The sequence below is a fragment of the Streptomyces sp. NPDC005752 genome (assembly GCF_040630715.1).
Classification (GTDB): Bacteria; Actinomycetota; Actinomycetes; order Streptomycetales; family Streptomycetaceae; genus Streptomyces.
Genome location: NZ_JBEXYB010000016.1, coordinates 1 through 20,743 on the forward strand (window position 1 = coordinate 1; position 20,743 = coordinate 20,743).

A 20,743-nucleotide genomic window follows, 5' to 3' on the forward strand; every position below is an offset into this window, starting at 1 on the left:
CGCCCTGAACGGGCCGTCCATCATGGTGGGCGGTTCGAAGGAGGCCTACGCCGTCCTGGGCCCCATGTTCGAGACCATCAGTGCCCATGTCGGCGCCGGACTCCGGTCAGATCAGGCCGAGCTCGCGGACCGCGTCGCGCTCCTCGGTGAGCTCCTGCACCGACGCGTCGATGCGCGCACGGGAGAACTCGTTGATGTCCAGACCCTGGACGATCTCGTACTTCCCGTCCTTCGTGGTGACCGGGAAGGAGGAGATGATGCCCTCGGGAACGCCGTAGGAGCCGTCCGACGGGATGCCCATCGACGTCCAGTCGCCCTCGGCGGTGCCGTTGACCCAGGTGTGCACGTGGTCGATGGCGGCGTTGGCGGCAGAGGCGGCCGAGGACGCGCCACGGGCCTCGATGATCGCGGCGCCGCGCTTGGCGACGGTCGGGATGAAGGTGTCGGCCAGCCACGCCTCGTCGTTGACGACCTCGGCCGCGTTCTTGCCCGCGATCTCCGCGTGGAAGATGTCCGGGTACTGGGTCGCCGAGTGGTTGCCCCAGATCGTCAGCCGCTTGATCTCGGAGACGGCGGCACCGGTCCTGGCGGCCAGCTGCGAGATCGCGCGGTTGTGGTCCAGGCGGGTCATCGCGGTGAAGCGCTCCGCCGGTACGTCCGGGGCGGCGGCCTGCGCGATGAGGGCGTTGGTGTTGGCCGGGTTGCCGACGACGAGGACCTTGATGTCGTCCGCTGCGTTGTCGTTGATGGCCTTGCCCTGCGGCTTGAAGATGCCGCCGTTGGCGGACAGCAGGTCGCCGCGCTCCATGCCCTTCGTACGCGGGCGGGCGCCGACCAGGAGAGCGACGTTGGCGCCTGCGAAGCCGACGTTGGCGTCGTCCGTGATCTCGATGTTGCGCAGCAGCGGGAAGGCGCAGTCGTCGAGCTCCATAGCGGTGCCCTCGGCGGCCTTGAGGCCCTGCGGGATCTCGAGGAGTCGCAGGTTGACCGGCACATCCGGGCCGAGCAGGTGGCCGGAGGCGATGCGGAAGAGCAGCGCGTAGCCGATCTGGCCGGCTGCGCCGGTCACGGTGACATTCACGGGAGTGCGGGTCATGGCGATCTCCGTTAGACAGCTGGCGGTGGGGGTCCCTGCCCCTGGTGCTGGATACCTCTGAATCTTGATGTGAAGAGATATCCAGCCGTCAGGCTATCCGACCCACGTTCCCCGGGCCGTCCGCCCCCCTGTGGGACCGCACACAGTCGGTTACGCAGAGGAGCCTTCACGCACGTCACCCCGGAGTGGTGCAGCCGCTCTCCCCGGAAGCGCGGACCGCGCAGGCCTCGGCGTCGGCGGCCCGCCTCACGGCGACCATCGGGGTGTACGCATCGGCTCCGGCCTCCACCGTGCCGTTCTGCTCGGACGGACCGGCGGTGATCCGCACGGTGTCACCCTCCGAGGCCCGGGTGACACGGCCCCAGGCGGCCTCGCAGGTCCTGCTGTAGCGGACCTCGACGAGGGCGCCGCCGAGCGTCGTCCTGGCGACCGTGGCGGCGAACCGGCCGCCGCAGCCCATGGTCTCCGGGTCCGCTCCGGCACAGTCGGCGCCGGAGCATCCGACGCCGGAGGGCAACCGGGACACGCTGGTGCCCGGATCGGCGGAGGGCGTCGTCGCGGCCACCGCGCCGGAGCCCTCGTCCTCATCCTCGCCCTCGCTCCCACCCGCGAGCAGCACGGCCCCGACCGTCAGCAGGAGTACGCCCACGGCGCCCCCGAGGATCAGCGGCAGTCTGCGGCGGCCGCTCTCCCGGCGCTCACGGGAACCGCCGCCCGCGCGGTGTCCGTCCCCGCCGGAATCCGGCGCGTCCCCCGGCCTCGGCTGTCGCGGAATCCGCGGGTCGGCGACGCGCCGGCCGGGTACGGACGGAGAGTGCGCGATGCCGCCCGCTCCCCCCTCGGGCCCCGCAGCGGCGGGGACCCTGGTGGAGCTGTCCGGACGGCCCGCTCGCCGGCCCGCCACGGGGGCCGCCGCCACGCCCGCCGCACCGGGCGCCGCACGCGCCTGGGAGATCCTGATGGCCTCCATCGTCATGTCGTGGCGCATCTCGGAACGGCTCCAGGACCGCTCGGCCAGTTCCCACATGGTCGTCAGATGGTGCTGCTGCGTGCCCGTCACCTCGGCGAGCGCCACGATCGCCCCCTTGGGAGCGAGCAGCCTTCCGTTGAGATAACGCTCCCACGACGTCTTGCTGTAGCCCGTACGGTCGGCGACCGCGGCCGGACTCAGACCGCCGTGGTCCACCAGTCCGCGCAGCTGCCCCACGAACTCCCGCATCTGCGGGTCGAGTTCTTCCGGTAATTCCTTCCAGCGAGGCATTGCTTCCCCCAGTCGCTTCCCCCGGTGTTCCCGGTGCGCGCCCCCGTTCCCCGGCACCGGAGGACTCCCCCTGTCGTCGGAACGCGTGGCCCACGCTCCGGACTACCAGAAGGATGCGCGGATGAGGAGCCGGTTCCGGACAAAGAGGCGCATGAGGGCTTTCGACAGGAGCGCGCGCTCCGCCGTGCGCCCCGAGGGCTGTCCCGGTAGCGCGTACCGAGGCGGCCACCGGCCGTTGCGCGACGATCACACGGTGGCGGAATGGTCACCTCCGCGTCACAGGCACCAGGCAGCCCTTGAACGCGCCACCTCATGCCCATGACACTTACTCCAGGACAGGGCAAGGCCGCACAAGTCACCGCGTTCCGGAGTCTCCCGTGCCGAACCCCTGGCCGGTGTCCGTCCCTTCTCGGGGGAGGGGACGGACACCCCTCAGCGGATCGTGAAGTGGACCACGTCCTGCAGGATCGGCACCTGCAGCCACGGATCGGGCTGCGCCATCAGTGCCAGCAGCACGATCAGCGTGCCCATCAGGCCGTACGTGACCAGGTCGGTAAACCGTGACCGGACGGCCAGCATGCCGACGGAGGGGACGACCCAGCGCAGTGCCGCCCCGGCCAGCAGTGCGAGACCCATCAGCATCGCGCCGATCCTGAACGCCTGGTCGAAGGGGTCGGCCCCCACGATCAGCAGGCCGAGCCCGGCGGTGCCGAGCACCGTGAGCAGCGGCCACTGCCTGGCTGGGGCGGGGGCGTCACCGGGAGCCGCCCGGCCACCGCCCTCGGGGCGCGCGGTGTCACGGGTCAGCGAGAAGCGACGTGAGGGCGCCCAGGTCGAGCCACCGCTCACGCCCTCCCCGCCGGCGCCGGCCGCCTCAGTGGTGACGGACGCCCCGCCCTCGTCGGACGTCCCGGATGCCGACGTCCCGGATGCCGACGTCCCGGATGTCACGGTTCTCTCCGATGCTCCGGCGCCCTCGCTCGTCCCGGCTTCCCCGGCCACTGCGGACTTCCGCGACGCGACGGTCCCTCCGGACACCCCGGCCTCGTCGGACGTCGCCGCCTCCTCGGCCGGCCCGTCCGCACGCGTACCGTCCGCCGGACTCGTACCAGCACCCATGACGTTCCTCCGGTCCGGGTCAGCCCGCGGATGCGGCGGAGGCCTCGGCGGCAGCGAGTTCGGCCGCCTCGACCACGTTGACGAGCAGCTGGGCGCGGGTCATGGGGCCGACGCCGCCGGGGTTCGGGGCGACCCACGCGGCCACCTCGGCCACACCGGGGTGGACGTCGCCGACGATCTTGCCGTTCTCGTCCCGGCTGACACCGACGTCCAGCACCGCCGCACCCGGCTTCACGTCCTCGGGCTTGATCAGGTGGGCCACACCGGCGGCGGCGACGATGATGTCGGCCTGCCTGAGGTGCGCCGAGAGGTCACGGGTGCCGGTGTGGCACTGGGTGACGGTCGCGTTCTCGGACTTGCGCGTCAGGAGCAGCGGGAGGGGGCGGCCGATGGTGACGCCCCGGCCGACGACGACCACGTGGGCGCCGTTGATCTCCACACCGTGGCGACGGAGCAGGGTGACGACGCCCTGCGGCGTGCAGGGCAGCGGACCGCTCTCGTTCAGCACGAGCTTGCCCAGGCTCATGGGATGCAGCCCGTCCGCGTCCTTGGCCGGGTCCATCAGCTCCAGGACGCGGTTGGTGTCGATCCCCTTGGGGAGCGGGAGCTGCACGATGTAACCCGTGCAGTCGGGGTCGGCGTTGAGCTCCCGCACGACCTCCTCGATCTCCTCCTGGGTGGCGGTGTCGGGGAGTTCACGCTGGATGGAGCCCATGCCGACCTGGGCACAGTCGCGGTGCTTGCCGTTCACGTACCAGCGGCTGCCCGGATCGTCACCGACGAGCAGGGTTCCCAGGCCGGGTGTGATGCCCTGCGCCTTGAGGGCCGCCACGCGGACGGTCAGATCGGACTTGATCGCAGCTGCGGTGGCCTTGCCATCGAGAATCTGGGCAGTCATGACACCCATCCTCGCGGATGACCCCGCCCGCGTACCAATCCTGGTCTGTCACATGGACGCGAGATTGCACTTGCACAACGCATTCGGCAATCGGCTGGACAAAACGTGGATGTCACGACGACGATAAGTCCCGCATCACCGCGGACAGTGTCGGGGGGACCACCGTTCAAGATTGCACACGATTCCTCCGCCCGGGCCGCGTCGTCCCCGCACTTCGCAACGGAGGAACCTCGCCATGAGCTTCGGCGACCCCAACAACCCCTACGGCCAGCAGCAGGGCGGACAGCCTGGCGGGCAGCCGGGCTACGGCTACCCGCAGCAGGGCCAGCAGGGTGCCGCCCCCCAGCAGGGCTACGGCTACCCGCAGGCGCCTCCGGTCCAGGGCGGTTACGGCTTCCCGGGCGGACCCACCGAGATGCCCGGCGGCGTGAAGGCCGCCCGCGTCATGCTCTTCGTGATAGCCGGCCTCCAGGTCATCGGCGCGATCTTCGTCGCCCTCGCGGCCGCGGCTGTGAGCGCCGCCAAGAACGACGCGACGCTCCAGGAGGACGTCCAGTTCCAGCAGCTCGCCGAGTACTCGGGCGCCGTGCTGTGGGGAATCGTCGCCTTCGCCGTGGTGTGGGGAGTCCTCGCCGTCGTCCTCGCCGCCAAGTTCGGCAAGGGTGGCAGCGGGATCCGCATCGCCACCATCGTCTTCGGCGTGATCACCGCGATCCTGGGCATCTACCCCTTCGTCGTGATGGGCCTCGCCCACACGGTCCTCGCCATCCTGGTCGTCGTCTTCGTGGCGAAGTCCGACGGCGGCGCCTGGTTCAACCGCCAGCAGCAGCACTGACGTTCCCGCACCCGCGCGTGAAGGCCGTAGCACCCGCCCACCGGCGGGTGTGCGGCCTTCAGCTGTTTTCCGGCGCCGGTGCGGTCCGCTCCATGACGACGAAGGAGCCCGCCTCGCGGGTGATCCGGTAGCGCGCCTCCGGGTGCAGCTGCCCGGCGTACTTCACCGGGTCGTCGATCGGCCGCGACCAGCCGAAGTCCAGGTTGATCGCGATGACGTCGGGTGCGGTTCCGGGGGCCCCGCCGACCCAGTAGACCGTGCGGTCCCCGGTCAGGTGTGCCATCAGCGTGATGTCCGTCTCCACGCGCGCGCCCACGGGAATGGCCTCCAGCGCCTCTTCGGCGGCGTGGGTGCGGGCGTCGGCGCGGTACGTCTCCGGGCGCAGCAGGTCGCGGAGCGGGAGGTGCTGGGTGAGGGCCACGGCGATCGCCGTGGCCACGGGCACGGCGACGTTCGCGTACGAGACGAGCCAGGGCCGCTTCGATCCCCGGCTGCGGCGGATGCCGTCGGCCATGGCCAGGAAGACCACGGGCATGAGGATCGCGCTGTAGTGCCAGACCATGCCCCAGTGGTTGGAGTCCTGGGAGAGCAGACGCCACCCGAGCGTGGGCAGGACGAGCAGGATCAGGGGCGAGCGGAGCGCCATGAAGGCCGTGATGCCGACCAGGAAGACGAGCATCTCCAGCTTGACGGAGGAGTCGAACACGCCGAGGACGGAGTCGAGCAGGGGGACCTCCTGCCCGCCGTTCTCCTCGATCTTCTTCCAGTAGTCGTAGGACCCCGCGCTGCTGGCCGCGGGTATGAGCACCAGCACGGTGAGCGCGAACGCGCTGACGCCGAAGGCGGCGAGCATGAAGCCCTGGAGTCGCCGCCCGTACAGGGCCAGGAGCCCGCCGGCCACGGCGACGGTGACGCCGAGGTCCTCCTTGACCAGGACCAGCGGCAACGACCACAGGACGGCGGCCCGCCAGCGCTCCATGAGCAGGGCCCGGCAGACCAGGGCGAGCAGCGGGACCGCGAGCGCTATCTCGTGGAAGTCGGCCTTCACCGCTTCCTGCAGCCCCCAGGACAGCCCGTACGCGACGGTGACGCACAGGCCGGTGCGGCCGCCCAGGATCTGCTGGGCGGTGCGCCCGACGATGACCGCGGAGGCGGCGAAGAGTGCGGCCTGCGCGAAGATCAGGGCGACGGCGGATGGCCAGATCCAGTAGAGCGGCACCAGGAGCGCCACCAGCGGGCTGAAGTGGTCGCCGAGGATCAGGTAGCCCGGCCCCTTGATGTCGACGACGGGCGCGTCGAATCCGGCGTACGCGCGCACCTCCTGCTCGAAGATGCCCAGGTCCCAGGACGGCGACTGGAAGTGGCTGTAGCGCAGGTAGGCGTAGAGGAAGTAGAGCGCGCAGAGGACCGCGGCCGCGATCAGGTACGGACGCAGCGGGGCCGGGTAGGGCGTGCCCGTGGCCCGCTCCGGGGCCTGCTCCCCGGGCACGTCGGTCTCGCTCTGGTTCAGGTCAAGCACCATGCCCCCGCAACGGAATCCCACACTGGTCACTGCCGGTCGCACCGGTCCCGCCGCTACGGCCCGACAAGGCCATTCATTAGAACAGAGGGGCGAACGGGCAGGGCACGCCGGGACGCGCCGCAGGCCGCACCCCCGGGGGGATGCGGCCTGCGGCGGTGCTACGACCCGGGGGTCAGTGGAAGAAGTGGCGCGTGCCCGTGAAGTACATGGTCACGCCGGCCTTCTTCGCGGCCTCGACGACGAGTTCGTCCCGGACCGAGCCGCCCGGCTGGGCGACGGCCCTGATGCCCGCGGCGGTCAGGATCTCCAGACCGTCCGGGAAAGGGAAGAAGGCGTCGGACGCGGCGTACGCGCCACGGGCCCGCTCCTCGCCCGCCCGCTCGACCGCCAGTTTCGCCGAGTCGACGCGGTTGACCTGGCCCATGCCGACACCGACCGAGGCGCCGTCCTTGGCGAGCAGGATCGCGTTGGACTTGACCGCGCGGCAGGCCGTCCACGCGAAGGCGAGCTCCCTGAGCTCGTCGTCGGAGAGGGCCTCGCCGGTGGCGAGGGTCCAGTTGGCCGGGTCGTCGCCCTCGGCCTGGAGCCGGTCGGTGACCTGGAGCAGGGCACCTCCGTCGATCGGCTTGACCTCCACCGTGGCGGCCGGGGCCTCGGGGCAGCGCAGCACCCGGATGTTCTTCTTGCGGGCCAGCACCTCGACGGCGCCGTCCTCGTACGCCGGCGCGACGATGACCTCGGTGAAGATCTCGGCGACCTGCTCGGCCATCTCGACGGTCACCGGCCGGTTGACGGCGATGACGCCGCCGAAGGCGGACAGCGGGTCGCAGGCGTGCGCGTTGCGGTGCGCCGTCGCGACGTCGTCGGCGATCGCGATCCCGCACGGGTTGGCGTGCTTGATGATCGCGACGCACGGCTCGACGTGGTCGTAGGCGGCGCGGCGGGCGGCGTCGGTGTCCGTGTAGTTGTTGTAGGACATCTCCTTGCCGTGCAGCTGCTCGGCCTCGGCGAGACCGCCCTCGCCCGAGGTGTAGAGCGCGGCGGGCTGGTGCGGGTTCTCGCCGTAGCGCAGGACGTTCTTGCGCTCGTACGTCGCGCCGGAGAAGTCGGGGAAACCGGAGTCGTCGGCGGCCGCGTAACCGTCGGCGAACCAGGAGGCCACGGCCACGTCGTACGCGGCGGTGTGCCGGAAGGCCTCGGCGGCGAGCCGCTTGCGGGCGGTCAGGTCGAAGCCTCCCGCCGCGACCGCGGCGAGGACGTCGGCGTAGCGCCCGGGGCTGGTCACGACCGCCACGGACGGGTGGTTCTTGGCGGCGGCGCGGACCATCGAGGGCCCGCCGATGTCGATCTGCTCCACGCACTCGTCGTCGGACGCGCCGGAGGCGACGGTCGCCTTGAACGGGTACAGGTTGACGACCACGAGGTCGAACGGCTCCACGCCGAGCTCGGCGAGCTGCTCGCGGTGGGCGTCCAGGCGCAGGTCGGCGAGGATGCCCGCGTGCACACGGGGGTGCAGCGTCTTGACGCGACCGTCGAGGCACTCGGGGAAGCCGGTGAGCTCCTCGACCTTGGTGACCGGCACGCCGGCGGCTGCGATCTTCCCGGCGGTGGAGCCGGTGGACACCAGCTCGACTCCCGCCTCGTGCAGACCGCGGGCGAGGTCTTCGAGCCCCGTCTTGTCGTAGACGCTGACCAGGGCGCGGCGGATGGGCTTATTCACCGACATGACCGAGATGAACCTTTCGTCCCTCAATGCGATAGCCGTCGCGGGCGAGCCGCCCAACGGCCTCGACGAGCAGCTTGCGCTCGATTTCCTTGATGCGTTCGTGGAGGGCCGCTTCGCCCTCCACCGTTTCCTCTTCGGTCACCTCGACCACGCCCTGCGCGATGATCGGACCGGTGTCGACGCCGTCGTCGACGAAGTGGACGGTGCACCCGGTCACCTTCACGCCGTACGCGAGCGCGTCACGGACGCCATGGGCACCGGGAAAGCTGGGGAGCAGGGCGGGGTGGGTGTTGACGACACGGCCGCCGAACTCGGCGAGGAACCCCTTCCCCACGATCTTCATGAATCCCGCGGACACGACGAGGTCCGGGCGGTGTTCCGCCACAGCCGCGGTCAGGGCCGCGTCCCACTCGTCACGGCTCGCGTACTCGCCGAGCCTGCACACGAACGTGGGGAGCCCGGCGCGCTCGGCCCGTTCGAGACCGACGGTGCCGTGCCGGTCCGCGCCGACGGCGACGATCCGGGCTCCGTAGCCTTCGGGGTCGGCATCGATCGCGTCGAGGAGTGCCTGGAGGTTCGTGCCCGAGCCGGAGACGAGCACGACCACTCGGGCCGGAGCGGCGGAGGGGGGCGGGGAGGCCACGGCGGGGCCCTTTCTCGCGTGGTGCGGCAGATACGCGATGTGCAGGAGGTGCGTTTGTATGGTCGTACGAAAGAAGCTCACCCCTCGATACGGGGAACTCTACGAACGGTCCGACCGTCAGCAACGATACCGGCACACCTGGCGGCCCCCACGGGACGGGTGCGTGACCGGAAGGTAGCGTCAGGGGACAGGGAACCGCCCCCGGGCGGAAATGACGAGATGGGGAAGACGTTCACCACATGCCGGACCGCCTCCGCACCGCCCTTGGCCACCCGCTGCCCGAGCGGGCATCCACGCTGATGCGGGAACGCAAGTCCTCATCACCGGACTCGTCCTCGGGTTCGTCGTTGGGCTCGTCCTCAAGCCCCTCGTCGGACTCAGGATCCTCCCGGGGCTCGGGCTCCTCGTCAGGTTCGTCCGACGACAATCCGTTCGCGGCTCCGCCCGAGGACCGCCCCGACCAGCCCTGGCAGCCCCGTCACCCCTCCCGCACCCCGGGAAACCACGACAGCGACGGCGGCGGTGACGAAGGACACTCCGACGACCGCCCCGTCTGGGGCAGCCGGTGGAGCGACCGGCAGCCCGGCCGCCAGAACGGCGACTTCGGCGGCCGCCCCGGTGGCACCGGCGGACCGAGCGGCCCGGGCAGTGGCCCCGAGGGCGGTCGCGGCGGGCTGCGCTGGGACCCGACCGACCCCGTTCAGCGGCGCGCTCGCTACGCGGTGCTGGGCGGTATGTGGGCGTTCTTCTTCGCCCTCTTCGACTTCCCCGAGATCGCGATGCTCCTCGGCGCCCTCGCCGTGTACTGGTCGATCAGTGCCCTCCGCGGCGGGCCGCACAAGACCCGGGCGGCCGACGCGGCCCCCACTGCCGCATCCGGCGCGGGCGTCCCGGACCGGGCCGCCACGCCCGGAGCCGTGCCCGGCACGGCGCAGGTCAGCAGCCGCCAGCAGACGACGGCAGCCGTCAGTGGCCTGGTGACGGCACTGCTGGCCCTGGCGATCGTGGCCACCGGCTACACGGTGCAGCTGGTCTACCGCGACTACTACACCTGCGTGAACGACGCACTCACCAAGTCCGGCGCCGTCGCGTGCAACGACAAGCTGCCCGACCCGCTGGAGCCCTTCTTCGGCGTGAAGAAGTAGCCCCGGACCACACACGGGACGCTCCCTACGGAGCGTCTTCCCGGCCGGGTTCCGAGTGCCCAGGGGCATCCGGAACCCGGCCGGTCCGCGTATCGGGCTCGTCGGCGGGAGCCTCGCGGGAAGCAGGATCGGGGGCCGGAGCCGGGGCGGACGCGGGAGCCGGGGCCGAGGAGGACGCGGCCGGGACCGGGGCCGGGACTGGGGCCGGGGCCGAGGCAGAACCGGCCGTCGGCAGGGGGGCGGGATCCGGCGAGGCTCCGGGCACAGCGGCCGGCTTCGAGACGGGGGTGGGGGGCGGTGCCGGCACGGGTGCGGGCCCCCGTTCGGCATCCGCCCGGAAACCGGCCATCAGCCCGCCCGAATTCTTCTTGAGCGCGGCCCAGCGTGCCTCCCTCGCCCCGTCCGCGTGCCACGAGTCGGCCGACAGGAAGTCGTAGGACTCCGCGTCCTCGCCCCCCGGCTTCTCCCCCGCCTTCTTCCGCTGCTTCTTCCTGGCCTTCTCCGGCTTCGGCCCCAGTTCCGGCTCGGCCGGCTCCCCCTTCGCCGCGTCCCAGCGCCAGCCCCACCGGTTCTCCCTGAGCCGCCACGCCCTGAGCAGCAGCGCCACCGGCACGCCGGTCACGGCCGTCCACAGGAGAGCGGCCGGGCCCACCAGCCACCACACGGGACCGAACTCCGCCAGCGCCCCGGTCCCCAGAGCGCCACCCGAAGCCGCCGCCAGGACCGCCGCGCCGGCCCCGCACCCCAGGGCCGCCAGCCCCGCCACCAGTGCGGTAAGACCCTGACTCCACGCCTGCTCGCGCGTCCCGCGCACCGGCGCCGCCCCCTGCGCGACGAATCGTGCGACGGCCAGGCCCGCGACGACCGGCACCGCGGCCGCCGCCCAGTTCACCGCCGCACCCGGACCGTGGGACGGAACCGCGGCGAGCAGCGGGAAGTCCGGCAACGCGGGGGGCCCGGTGAAGGCGAGCGGGGCGGCCGTGGACGCCGTACCGAGGGCGAATCCCGGCCCGAGGCCGTAGGCGGCACCCCACACAGCCGCGTTCGGCACGAGCGCCGTAGCCAGCAGCAGGACGGAGATCCGGCCGGCCCAGTCTCCCGACAGCCCCAGGAACGACTCCCTGACCGCCCCCGCGTGCCACACCAGCGCCACCGCGACCAGCAGCGCACCGCCGCCGAGCAACGCGAGCACACCGGCGGCGGCCGACCTCAGGACCACGCCGGCCCCGGCCCGGAACCGGGCGCGGGCGGCCGCTTCCTGCAGCCTCAGCGGCGCCCAGACCAGTAGCGGCGTCAGCGGGCGCCCCCGCGCCGCCCACACCCCGACGGCGGTCGCGCCGGTCACCACGGCGGTGACGGGGAAGGCGATCGACGCCCGGTCTGCGGGCAGCGCCCCGTCCTGCGCGTACGCCGCCGCGGCAAGCACCACCAGCAGATATCCGGCGCTCACCGCGCAGAACGCACCGACCGCCGAGTGTCCGCCCGAGGCCGTTCCGTCGGCCTCCGCGGAGTCCCGGGCGGCCCGGTGCACCAGCCACACCGGCAGCGCGACGAGGAGCAGCGGGACCATCGCCACGGGCGCGGGATGCCCTCCCACGGTGTCGGCCCTCACGAGTTCGGCGCCGTGGGCGAGCAGCCAGAGCCCCGCTGCCACGTGAAGAGCTTCGGCAGGTCCACTGTCGGGGTACGGCGAACTGATCCACAGCACCATGACCAGGACGGCCAGGGAGCCCAGTCCGAGCCCCGCCGCGAGCGCCCCACGCACGAAGGCGGAGGCCAGGACGGCGGACCTGCTCCGCTCGGCCGGCAACGTCGGGCTGCACTCGGTCACTTGGGTCACGCGGCCATGCTGCCAACGACACGCGCCTATTTCGTGTAACGGGCCAATGGCCGCTGTGTCGCCCAATATACGTTTATGTACTTTTTCACCCAGTGCGGTGCCACCGAGTACGGAGGCCGGGCATGACGCGGAGCACCACCGGCCCGGCTCCCGCCGCCGCCCTGCCTTCTCCCAAGGAGCGCCGCAGACTGCGCGAGGCGAGGGCGCTGAGTGAGGAGCAGGTCGCCGCGGTCGTGGGCGTCACGCCCGCCACCGTCCACGCCTGGGAGACGGGGCGCAGCAGCCCGCGGGGCCGTCGGGGCGCGGCCTACGCCAGGCTGATCGGCTTCGCCGAGCACCGCCCCGCACCACCCCGCACCGTCGAGGCCACCGGGAGCGGCACGATGCCCCCGACCGGCCCCGGCACCCGCCCCACCACAGGCACCCGAATCGATCCGGCTCCCGAACCGCGCACCCAGGACGACCCCGCCCCGGAACCGCCTGCCAGGGTCACGCCGGCCCCTTGTGCCCTGGTTCCCGCCTCGCCCGGCGCCTCACCCGGCGCCTCACCCCGTCAGGAGGGCACCGCGCCGGAGACGGCCGCGCCGGGCGGCCCGGACCCCGTCCCACTGCCGGCTCTCACGGCGGAACAGGCCTACGACGTCCTGTACAGCCGAACCGCACCCGGCCTGACCTGTCAGGTGTTCCTGCTGACGGGTCGTCGGAAGCTGACACGGGAAGCCGTCGAACACGCCTTCCGCATCGCCTGGCAGCGCTGGCCCGAGGTGGCCAGGGACCGCGATCCGGCGGGCTGGGTGCGTGCGGCCTCGTACGAGTACGCGATGTCGCCCTGGCACCGGCTGCGCCGCGCACACCGCCGGGCCGACCCGCCGCCCGAGGACCCGGCGCGGCGCGCGCTGCTCGACGCGCTGCTCGGCCTGCCGCCCTCGCACCGTCGCACGCTGCTGCTCCACGACGGCGTGGGCCTGGGGCTGCCGGAGACCGCGGCGGAGACGGAGGCGAGCACCAACGCCGCGGCGAGCAGGCTGCTGAACGCACGTGCCGCGGTGGCCGAGCGGCTGACCGGACCGGCGGAGCCGCCGGCTCCCCCGGAGCCGGGCGAAGGGTCCGCACCGCTCCACGAACGGCTCGACGCACTCGCCCTCGCGGAGGAGGTACTCGCTCCGCCACCGGCCCCGGCCGTCCGCGCGGGCAGCGAGCGCGTCGCGGAACTCTGGACCAGGGCCGCACTCTGCTTCGGGGCGCTGCTCATCAGCTCGACCGCCTTCACTCTGTACACGGCACCCACCCGGTACGAGCAGCCGCTGGCACCCGCCGAACAGGTCGGCGGTGTCCCTCCGCTGGGAGGCCCGCAGAAGTTGACGCCGCAGGACCTGGAGCTCCAGGAGTCGCTACGGGGCGAGCTCGCGCACGGCCCGGAACGGCTCCTCCCGCGCATTCCCTGAGCGGACCCGTCCACCGGAAACGGCGCGGGCCCGCACCCCTTCGATGAGGGGTGCGGGCCCGCGCCGTTGCTACGGGTGACACGGTGCCGCGGCGGGCAGACCGCCGCGGCGCGCGGTCAGCCTTCGAGGATCTCGCGCGCCAGCTTGGCGGTCTCGGTCGGCGTCTTGCCGACCTTCACGCCGGCGGCCTCGAGGGCCTCCTTCTTCGCGGCGGCGGTGCCGGAGGAGCCGGAGACGATGGCGCCGGCATGGCCCATGGTCTTGCCCTCCGGGGCGGTGAAGCCCGCGACGTAGCCGACGACCGGCTTCGTGACGTTCTTCGCGATGAAGTCGGCGGCACGCTCCTCGGCGTCGCCGCCGATCTCGCCGATCATCACGATGAGGTCCGTCTCGGGGTCCGCCTCGAACGCCGCCAGGGCGTCGATGTGCGTCGTACCGATGACAGGGTCGCCACCGATGCCGACTGCGGACGAGAAGCCGATGTCACGGAGCTCGTACATCATCTGGTAGGTCAGCGTGCCGGACTTGGACACGAGACCGATGCGGCCGGGCTTGGTGATGTCGCCCGGGATGATGCCGGCGTTGGACTGGCCGGGGGTGATCAGACCCGGGCAGTTCGGGCCGATGATCCGGGTCTTGTTGCCCTTCGAGCCGGCGTACGCCCAGAAGGCGGCCGAGTCGTGGACCGCGATGCCCTCGGTGATCACGACGGCCAGCGGGATCTCGGCGTCGATCGCCTCGACGACCGCTGCCTTCGCGAAGGCCGGCGGCACGAAGAGGACGGACACGTCGGCGCCGGTCTTCTCCATCGCCTCGGCGACGGATCCGAACACGGGTACCTCGGTGCCGTCGAAGTCGACGGAGGTGCCCGCCTTGCGCGGGTTCACGCCACCGACGATGTTGGTGCCGTCGGCCAGCATGAGCTTGGTGTGCTTCATGCCCGTGGCGCCGGTCATCCCCTGGACGATGACCTTGCTGTCCTTGGTGAGGAAGATAGCCATGGTGTTGGAGTCCCTCGTCCCTTACTTCGCAGCCGCGGCGAGCTCGGCGGCCTTGTCGGCCGCGCCGTCCATGGTGTCCACGCGCTGCACGAGCGGGTGGTTGGCGTCGGAGAGGATCTTGCGACCCAGCTCCGCGTTGTTGCCGTCGAGGCGCACGACCAGCGGCTTGGTGACGTCCTCGCCCTTGGACTTGAGCAGCTCCAGGGCCTGGACGATGCCGTTGGCGACCTCGTCGCAGGCGGTGATGCCGCCGAAGACGTTGACGAAGACGGACTTGACGTCCGGGTCGCCGAGGATGATCTCCAGGCCGTTCGCCATGACCTCTGCGGAGGCGCCGCCACCGATGTCGAGGAAGTTGGCGGGCTTCACGTTGCCGTGGTTCTCACCGGCGTACGCGACGACGTCCAGCGTCGACATGACCAGACCGGCACCGTTACCGATGATGCCGACCTCGCCCTCGAGCTTGACGTAGTTGAGGTTCTTGGCCTTGGCGGCGGCCTCGAGGGGGTTGGCCGCGGCCTTGTCCTCGAGCGCCTCGTGGCCGGGCTGGCGGAAGTCGGCGTTCTCGTCGAGAGACACCTTTCCGTCCAGCGCCAGGATGCGGCCGTCCTTGGTCTTCACCAGCGGGTTGACCTCGACGAGGAGCGCGTCCTCGGCGACGAAGGTGTCCCACAGGGTCACCATGGCCTCGGCGACACCCTCGGCCACCTCGGCCGGGAACTTCGCCTGGGCCACGATCTCGCGGGCCTTCTCGATGTCGACGCCGTCGACGGCGTTGACCGGGACCTTCGCGAGGGCCTCGGGAGTCTTCTCCGCGACCTCCTCGATGTCCATGCCGCCCTGCACCGACGCCATGGCGAGGAAGGTGCGGTTGGTGCGGTCCAGGAGGTACGAGACGTAGTACTCCGCCTCGATCTCCGGGGACAGCTCGGCGATCATCACCTTGTGGACCGTGTGGCCCTTGATGTCCATGCCGAGGATGTCGGTCGCCCGGGCGACCGCCTCATCCGGGTCTGCCGCCAGCTTCACGCCGCCGGCCTTGCCTCGGCCACCGACCTTCACCTGCGCCTTGACGACGGACTTGCCGCCCAGCCGCTCGGTCGCCTCGCGGGCTGCCTCAGGCATGTCGATCACTTCACCGGCCAGCACCGGTACACCGTGCTTGGCGAAGAGGTCCCTCGCCTGGTACTCGAACAGGTCCACGCGCGTCCGTCCCTTTTAGTGGTCTCGCGGTTGGTTTTCTGCGTGGGCGTGCCGCGAGGGCAACGTGACTGCGCAGTCACTAGGGAGGCGCACACGGTGACCGGGTACGCGGCATGTCCATCCGGCAGGTTATCCCCCGCGCCACGCCGGACCCTAAATTGCAGATCACACCTGAGCGGTGATACCGGTCACAGATCGCGCTGGTAGCCGGGGTACGAAGGACAAAACGGCGCCCCCGGGAGCGGTCGCGGGGGCAGCGTCGGGTGGTGCGGACCCGATGCCCTCCGGTCACCGGCCGGGGTCGGGTACCGGCAGGGGCCGCTGCTCGATCGCCGCCGCCATGATCTCGGGGAAGAGGTCCGGGGTGCAGGCGAAGACCGGGGCGCCGAGCGCTCCCAGCGCGGCGGCGTGCTCCCGGTCGTAGGACGGTGTGCCCTCGTCCGAGAGTGCGAGCAGGGTCACGAACTGCACCCCGGACGCCTTCATCGCCGCGGCCCGCCCGACCATCTCGTCACGGATCCCTCCCTCGTGGAGATCGCTGATGAGGACGACCACGGTGTCCGCCGGACGGGTGATCCTCGACTGGCAGTAGGCGAGCGCACGGTTGATGTCCGTACCGCCGCCGAGCCGCGTGCCGAAGAGGACGTCGACCGGGTCGTCCAGCTGGTCGGTGAGGTCGACGACGGCCGTGTCGAAGACGACGAGCCGGGTCGACAGGGTCCGCATCGAGGCGAGCACCGCGCCGAAGACGGCGGCGTGGACGACGGAGGCGGCCATGGAGCCCGACTGGTCGACGCACAGGATGACGTCCTTCTTCACCGACCGGTCCGTGCGCCCGTATCCGACGAGACGTTCGGGCACCACCGTCCCGGCCCCCTCGCCTCCGGGAAGTGACACGTAGTTCCTGAGGTTGGCCCGGATCGTGCGGTCCCAGTCGATGTCGCGGTGACGTGGCCGCCGGCTCCTGACCGAGCGGTCCAGTGCTCCGGTGAGCGTGGCCCTCGTGCGGGTGGCCAGCCGGCGTTCCAGGTCCTCGACGACCTTGCGCACGACGGCCCGGGCCGTCTCCTTCGTCGTCTCCGGCATGGCCTTGCCGAGCGAGAGCAGGGTTCCGACCAGGTGGACGTCGGGTTCGACCGCCTCCAGCATCTCGGGCTCCAGCAGCAGGGTGGCGAGCCCGAGGCGGTCGATCGCGTCGCGCTGCATGACCTGGACGACGGAGGCCGGGAAGTACGTACGTATGTCGCCGAGCCAGCGGGCCACGGACGGGGCGGATGCCCCGAGTCCGGCGGAACGCTCGGCTCCGCCCCTGCCGCCCGGCTTCGGCCCGCCGCCGTACAGCGCGGTCAGTGCTCCGTCCATCGCCGCGTCGCGTCCGGTGACCTCGTGTCCCGTGCCGTCGGCACTGTCCGCGCCGAGGACCATGCGCCAGCGCCGCAGCCGTTCGTCCTCGGCAGGAGGAGTCGCGCCCATCTCCCTCACCCTTCCCCCGGTACCCGCCCGGTCCGTCGTCATCCGGTCACCGCCCGCTCGGCCGGGGACTCGAGGCCGAGCAGCAGCCGAAGCACCGGAACCACCGCGTCCGCCCTTTCCTCGTCGAATCCCTCGCCGAAACCCCGTGCGCCGTTCCCGCACTCGTCGCGCCCCCTGCCGGGATCCGGACCGCGGCGGACGAGCTCGCCCAACGTGCGCCGCACACCCGGGTCATAGGTCGAGAACGTGCGGCGCAACAGGGGCAGTACGGCGGCGAACGTGTCGGCCGGTATGCCCGTCAGCCACGTGTCGACGAGCCCGAGGAGCCGGTCGTCGTGGACGAGCAGCAGGCCCCCGCCCGCCGCTCCGCCGACGAAGCCCTCGATCCAGGCCGCCGCGTCGGCCGGTGCGGTGCCGGGCGAGAGGGCCAGTCCCATCAGGCGCGCGGCCTCGCTCCCGGCCAGCCGACCGTCGTCCAGGAGCAGTCGCGTGGCACGACCCCTGACAACGCCGGCGACGGCGTCCCCCGCGCACAGCTTGTGAAGGGCTCCGGCCCACCGCTCGGACAGCCCGTCCGCCCGGATCGCTGCGGCGGCGAGCAGCCCGATCGCCTGGTGCACTCCGTCCACCCGGCGCTGTGCCTCCGTCGCGGCGTCCGCGTCGAGACCGGTGCAGGCGGCCGGCAGTCCCACACAGACGCGCTCGGCGAGGCCGACGGCCACTTCCCCCAGGGCCGCGGTGTCGGTGGACCGTACGTCGCCGTACCGCAGGGAGCGGGCCAGGGCCGGCAGCGCGTCCGCGAGGTGGCCGACGTCCGCGTCGAGGGCGGCCCGGTCGGCGAGGGCACTCATCACCACGGGCAGCGCCCCGGACAGGCCGGCCAGGAGGCACTGCTCGGCGAGCGCGGTCACTGCGGCGAGCGACGACGCGGACAGGGCGTCCGATTCCGCCCTGGCGGTCGCGGCGCCGAGCACGGTGGTGCCCCACACACCGGCCTCGGCGATCCGGACGAACAGCTCGGGCTCCCAGCGCAGCCGCCAGCTCTCACGGAACGTCCCCGTGCTGCCCCGGCCCACGGCGGGTTCGCCCCACCCGACTCCGAGGAGCCGCAGCCGGTGCAGCAGACAACTGCGGGCAGCGTCGGTCTCCTTGCGCAGATCGAGCTCCAGGTCACGCCTCTCCGCCTCGGGCCTGAGCCTCAGCGAGCGCTGCTGCCTGTCCAGGTCGCGCCGGAGCGGGACGGCGGGCGCGGTGTCCGGCACCTCGCCCAGGATCTCGCCGACGACGAGCTGGTCCCGCACCAGGGCGAGCGGTACATCGGACCCCTCGCACATGACGGCCCTGACCGCGTCCGTGGCCTCGGCGAGGCCGACGGCCGGGCGGCCGCGAAGGGCGGCCAGCGTCCCTGCGAGCCGGACCGCCTCGATGACGTGCGCGGAGGAGACGGTCCTGTCCGTGTCGCGCAGCAGTCCCGCCACCTTCGTCATCCAGCGCTCCACGGGCCGGTCCGGAGCCGCGAAGAGATGCCCGTACCAGCCGGGCGAATCGATCCCCGCGCCGTACCCACTGTGCCGGGCGAGCCTGCGATGGGTCCACGGCACCCAGGTCAGCTCCGTCCTGACCCTGGGCATTCCCTTGAGGAGCGCCCGGTCGGCGGCGACCGTGGTCCTCGCCGCGAGTGCGGGCACGTGCCACGCGCCGCAGACCACCGCGATGTCGTCGCCGAACTCCTTACGGGCGGCACGCAGCTGGAGGCGCATGCACGCCTCCCGGACGGCGTCCTGCGGATGCCCTCCGTCCCCGTGCGCCTCACGCAGTGCCGTCATCGCCTCGGCGAGCGCGGCGAACGGGGCGCGCGGGTCGGCCGGACCGCCGGCCGCCGCACGGTGCTCGACGACGTCCTCCCACCAGCGCTCGGGATCGTCATATCCCGCGGCCCCGGCGAGGATCCCTATCGGATCGATGCCCCGGCCCTCCGCCGGTCCGCCGTCCCGGTGTTCCGTCAGCGCCAGGGAGTGGGCGGCGGGCAGGTCGACGAAGCGCACGGGGATCCCCTGCGCCGATGCCCAGCGGATCGCCACCCACTCGGGCGAGAAGTCCGCCAGCGGCCAGAACGCGGCGCGCCCCGGGTCGTCCACGGCGTGGGCGAGGAGCGCGACCGGCGGACGCATGCGGCGGTGCGCGGCGAGTGCCAGCAACGCGTCCCCCTCGGGCGGCCCTTCGACGAGCACGGCGCTCGGCCGCGCGGCCTCGAGGGCTGCCAGGACCGCGCGTGCGGAGCCGGGCCCGTGGTGGCGCACCCCCATCAACAGCGGTCCCCCGGCAGCGGTGGGCCTCCCCCCGGCGCGGGGTGTCATTCGGCGGCCTCACGGCAGGCGCGGTAGAAGTCCTTCCAGCCGTCCCGCTCCCGGACGACGGTCTCCACGTACTCCTGCCAGACCACACGGTCGGCAGCGGTGTCCCGGACGACAGCACCGATGATGCCTGCGGCCACGTCACCGGGGCGCAGGACACCGTCGCCGAAGTGGGCGGCGAGCGCGAGACCTCCGGTGACGACGGAGATGGCCTCGGCCGTGGACAGCGTCCCTGACGGCGACTTGAGTTTGGTGCGGCCGTCCGTGGTGATGCCGTCGCGCAGTTCGCGGAAGACCGTGACGACGCGTCGGATCTCGGCCGCTCCGTCGGGCGCCGGAGGCAGGTCGAGCGCGTGTCCGATCTGGGCCACCCGCCGGGCCACTATGTCCACCTCCGCCTCGGGGGTGGCGGGCAGCGGCAGCACGACGGTGTTGAACCGGCGGCGCAGGGCACTCGAGAGCTCGTTGACCCCTCGGTCGCGGTCGTTCGCCGTGGCGACGAGGTTGAACCCCCTTACCGCCTGGACCTCTTGTCCGAGCTCCGGCACGGGGAGCGTCTTCTCCGACAGGATCGTGATGAGCGCGTCCTGGACGTCGGCGGGGATGCGGGTGAGCTCCTCGACGCGGACGGTCATGCCCTCCGCCATGGCCCGCATGACAGGGCTCGGCACCAGTGCCTCGCGGCTGGGCCCGTGGGCCAGCAGCCGCGCGTAGTCCCACCCGTAGCGGACGGCCTCCTCGGGGGTGCCCGCGGTGCCCTGGACGAGCAGGGTCGAGTCCCCGCTTACGGCTGCGGCGAGGTGTTCGGACACCCAGGTCTTGGCCGTCCCCGGAACGCCGAGAAGGAGCAGGGCACGGTCGGTGGCGAGCGTGGTCACGGCGACTTCGACGAGACGGCGCGGACCCACGTACTTCGGGGTGATCAGCGTGCCGTCCGGGAGTGTCCCGCCGAGCAGATAGGTGGAGACCGCCCATGGCGAAAGCTTCCAACGGGGCGGCCTGGGGCGGTCGTCGGCGGCGGCGAGCGCCTTGAGCTCGTCGGCGAAGGCGTGCTCGGCGTGCGGCCTCAGGACTTCGCCGCCGGGCGCGTCGGTCTGTACGGACACGGTCATGAATCCCCCTCCGGATCGGTCGATCCGATGCGGTTTCCACGGTGCACCATGCCACTGACAATCGGTCCGC

General features: G+C 72.1%; 16 protein-coding genes and 1 pseudogene. 4 read left to right on the forward strand and 13 right to left on the reverse strand.

Going from position 1 to position 20,743, the window contains the following annotated elements:
* Positions 1 to 91: pseudogene (locus ABZ441_RS15430) on the forward strand (NAD(P)-binding domain-containing protein); the annotation flags it as partial.
* Between the two features lie 15 nt (positions 92 to 106).
* On the opposite strand, the gene ABZ441_RS15435 reads toward ABZ441_RS15430, so the two are convergent.
* The 4 genes from ABZ441_RS15435 to ABZ441_RS15450 form a co-directional block, all read right to left on the reverse strand.
* Positions 107 to 1,096, reverse strand: a complete 990-nt coding sequence (locus ABZ441_RS15435) for a malate dehydrogenase (RefSeq protein ID WP_358973252.1) — start codon at positions 1,094 to 1,096, stop codon at positions 107 to 109.
* A gap of 175 nt (positions 1,097 to 1,271) precedes the next feature.
* Entirely contained in the window at positions 1,272 to 2,357 is a 1,086-nt protein-coding gene (locus ABZ441_RS15440) for a DUF2690 domain-containing protein (RefSeq protein WP_358973254.1), read from the reverse strand.
* A gap of 432 nt (positions 2,358 to 2,789) precedes the next feature.
* On the reverse strand, positions 2,790 to 3,476 hold the full coding sequence (locus ABZ441_RS15445; protein ID WP_358973257.1) for a DUF3017 domain-containing protein: 687 nt from the start codon (positions 3,474 to 3,476) through the stop codon (positions 2,790 to 2,792).
* Between the two features lie 19 nt (positions 3,477 to 3,495).
* A complete protein-coding gene (locus ABZ441_RS15450; protein WP_205018433.1) occupies positions 3,496 to 4,374 on the reverse strand; it encodes a bifunctional methylenetetrahydrofolate dehydrogenase/methenyltetrahydrofolate cyclohydrolase in 879 nt (292 codons plus the stop codon).
* 235 nt (positions 4,375 to 4,609) lie between these two features.
* Here ABZ441_RS15450 and ABZ441_RS15455 point away from each other — a divergent pair, with 235 nt between their 5' ends.
* The gene (locus tag ABZ441_RS15455; RefSeq protein ID WP_358973261.1) at positions 4,610 to 5,209 is read left to right on the forward strand and encodes a hypothetical protein; all 600 of its coding nucleotides are present in this window, start codon (positions 4,610 to 4,612) and stop codon (positions 5,207 to 5,209) included.
* A gap of 58 nt (positions 5,210 to 5,267) precedes the next feature.
* On the opposite strand, the gene ABZ441_RS15460 is transcribed toward ABZ441_RS15455, so the two are convergent.
* From ABZ441_RS15460 to purN, 3 genes are all read right to left on the reverse strand, one after another.
* Positions 5,268 to 6,731 (reverse strand): DUF2079 domain-containing protein, encoded by a 1,464-nt coding sequence (locus tag ABZ441_RS15460; protein ID WP_358973263.1) that lies wholly within the window; start codon positions 6,729 to 6,731, stop codon positions 5,268 to 5,270.
* A gap of 172 nt (positions 6,732 to 6,903) precedes the next feature.
* Entirely contained in the window at positions 6,904 to 8,457 is a 1,554-nt protein-coding gene (purH, locus tag ABZ441_RS15465) for a bifunctional phosphoribosylaminoimidazolecarboxamide formyltransferase/IMP cyclohydrolase (protein ID WP_358973266.1), read from the reverse strand.
* Positions 8,444 to 9,100, reverse strand: coding sequence for a phosphoribosylglycinamide formyltransferase (gene purN / locus ABZ441_RS15470; RefSeq protein ID WP_358973270.1), 657 nt, complete (start codon positions 9,098 to 9,100; stop codon positions 8,444 to 8,446). The genes purH and purN overlap by 14 nt, the downstream gene beginning before the upstream one ends.
* A gap of 239 nt (positions 9,101 to 9,339) precedes the next feature.
* Between purN and ABZ441_RS15475 the strand changes: the two genes are divergently transcribed.
* On the forward strand, positions 9,340 to 10,245 hold the full coding sequence (locus tag ABZ441_RS15475) for a hypothetical protein (RefSeq protein WP_358973273.1): 906 nt from the start codon (positions 9,340 to 9,342) through the stop codon (positions 10,243 to 10,245).
* Positions 10,246 to 10,270: 25 nt separating this feature from the next.
* Here ABZ441_RS15475 and ABZ441_RS15480 read toward each other — a convergent pair whose 3' ends face one another.
* The gene (locus ABZ441_RS15480) at positions 10,271 to 12,076 is read right to left on the reverse strand and encodes a DUF6350 family protein (RefSeq protein WP_358973598.1); all 1,806 of its coding nucleotides are present in this window, start codon (positions 12,074 to 12,076) and stop codon (positions 10,271 to 10,273) included.
* A gap of 131 nt (positions 12,077 to 12,207) precedes the next feature.
* On the opposite strand from ABZ441_RS15480, the gene ABZ441_RS15485 reads away from it, so the two are divergent.
* Entirely contained in the window at positions 12,208 to 13,530 is a 1,323-nt protein-coding gene (locus tag ABZ441_RS15485) for a helix-turn-helix domain-containing protein (protein ID WP_358973275.1), read from the forward strand.
* A 116-nt stretch (positions 13,531 to 13,646) separates the two neighbouring features.
* Here the strand turns inward: ABZ441_RS15485 and sucD are convergent, their stop codons facing one another.
* From sucD to ABZ441_RS15510, 5 genes are all read right to left on the reverse strand, one after another.
* Positions 13,647 to 14,531, reverse strand: a complete 885-nt coding sequence (gene sucD / locus ABZ441_RS15490; RefSeq protein WP_205018426.1) for a succinate--CoA ligase subunit alpha — start codon at positions 14,529 to 14,531, stop codon at positions 13,647 to 13,649.
* 21 nt (positions 14,532 to 14,552) lie between these two features.
* Entirely contained in the window at positions 14,553 to 15,734 is a 1,182-nt protein-coding gene (gene sucC / locus ABZ441_RS15495; RefSeq protein WP_358973279.1) for an ADP-forming succinate--CoA ligase subunit beta, read from the reverse strand.
* 288 nt (positions 15,735 to 16,022) lie between these two features.
* A complete protein-coding gene (locus ABZ441_RS15500) occupies positions 16,023 to 17,207 on the reverse strand; it encodes a VWA domain-containing protein (RefSeq protein WP_358973282.1) in 1,185 nt (394 codons plus the stop codon).
* A 38-nt stretch (positions 17,208 to 17,245) separates the two neighbouring features.
* Complete coding sequence (locus ABZ441_RS15505) at positions 17,246 to 19,564, reverse strand: DUF5682 family protein (protein ID WP_358973285.1); 2,319 nt, start codon at positions 19,562 to 19,564, stop codon at positions 17,246 to 17,248.
* Entirely contained in the window at positions 19,561 to 20,673 is a 1,113-nt protein-coding gene (locus ABZ441_RS15510; protein ID WP_358973288.1) for an AAA family ATPase, read from the reverse strand. The genes ABZ441_RS15505 and ABZ441_RS15510 overlap by 4 nt, the downstream gene beginning before the upstream one ends.
* Positions 20,674 to 20,743 lie beyond the last annotated feature (70 nt).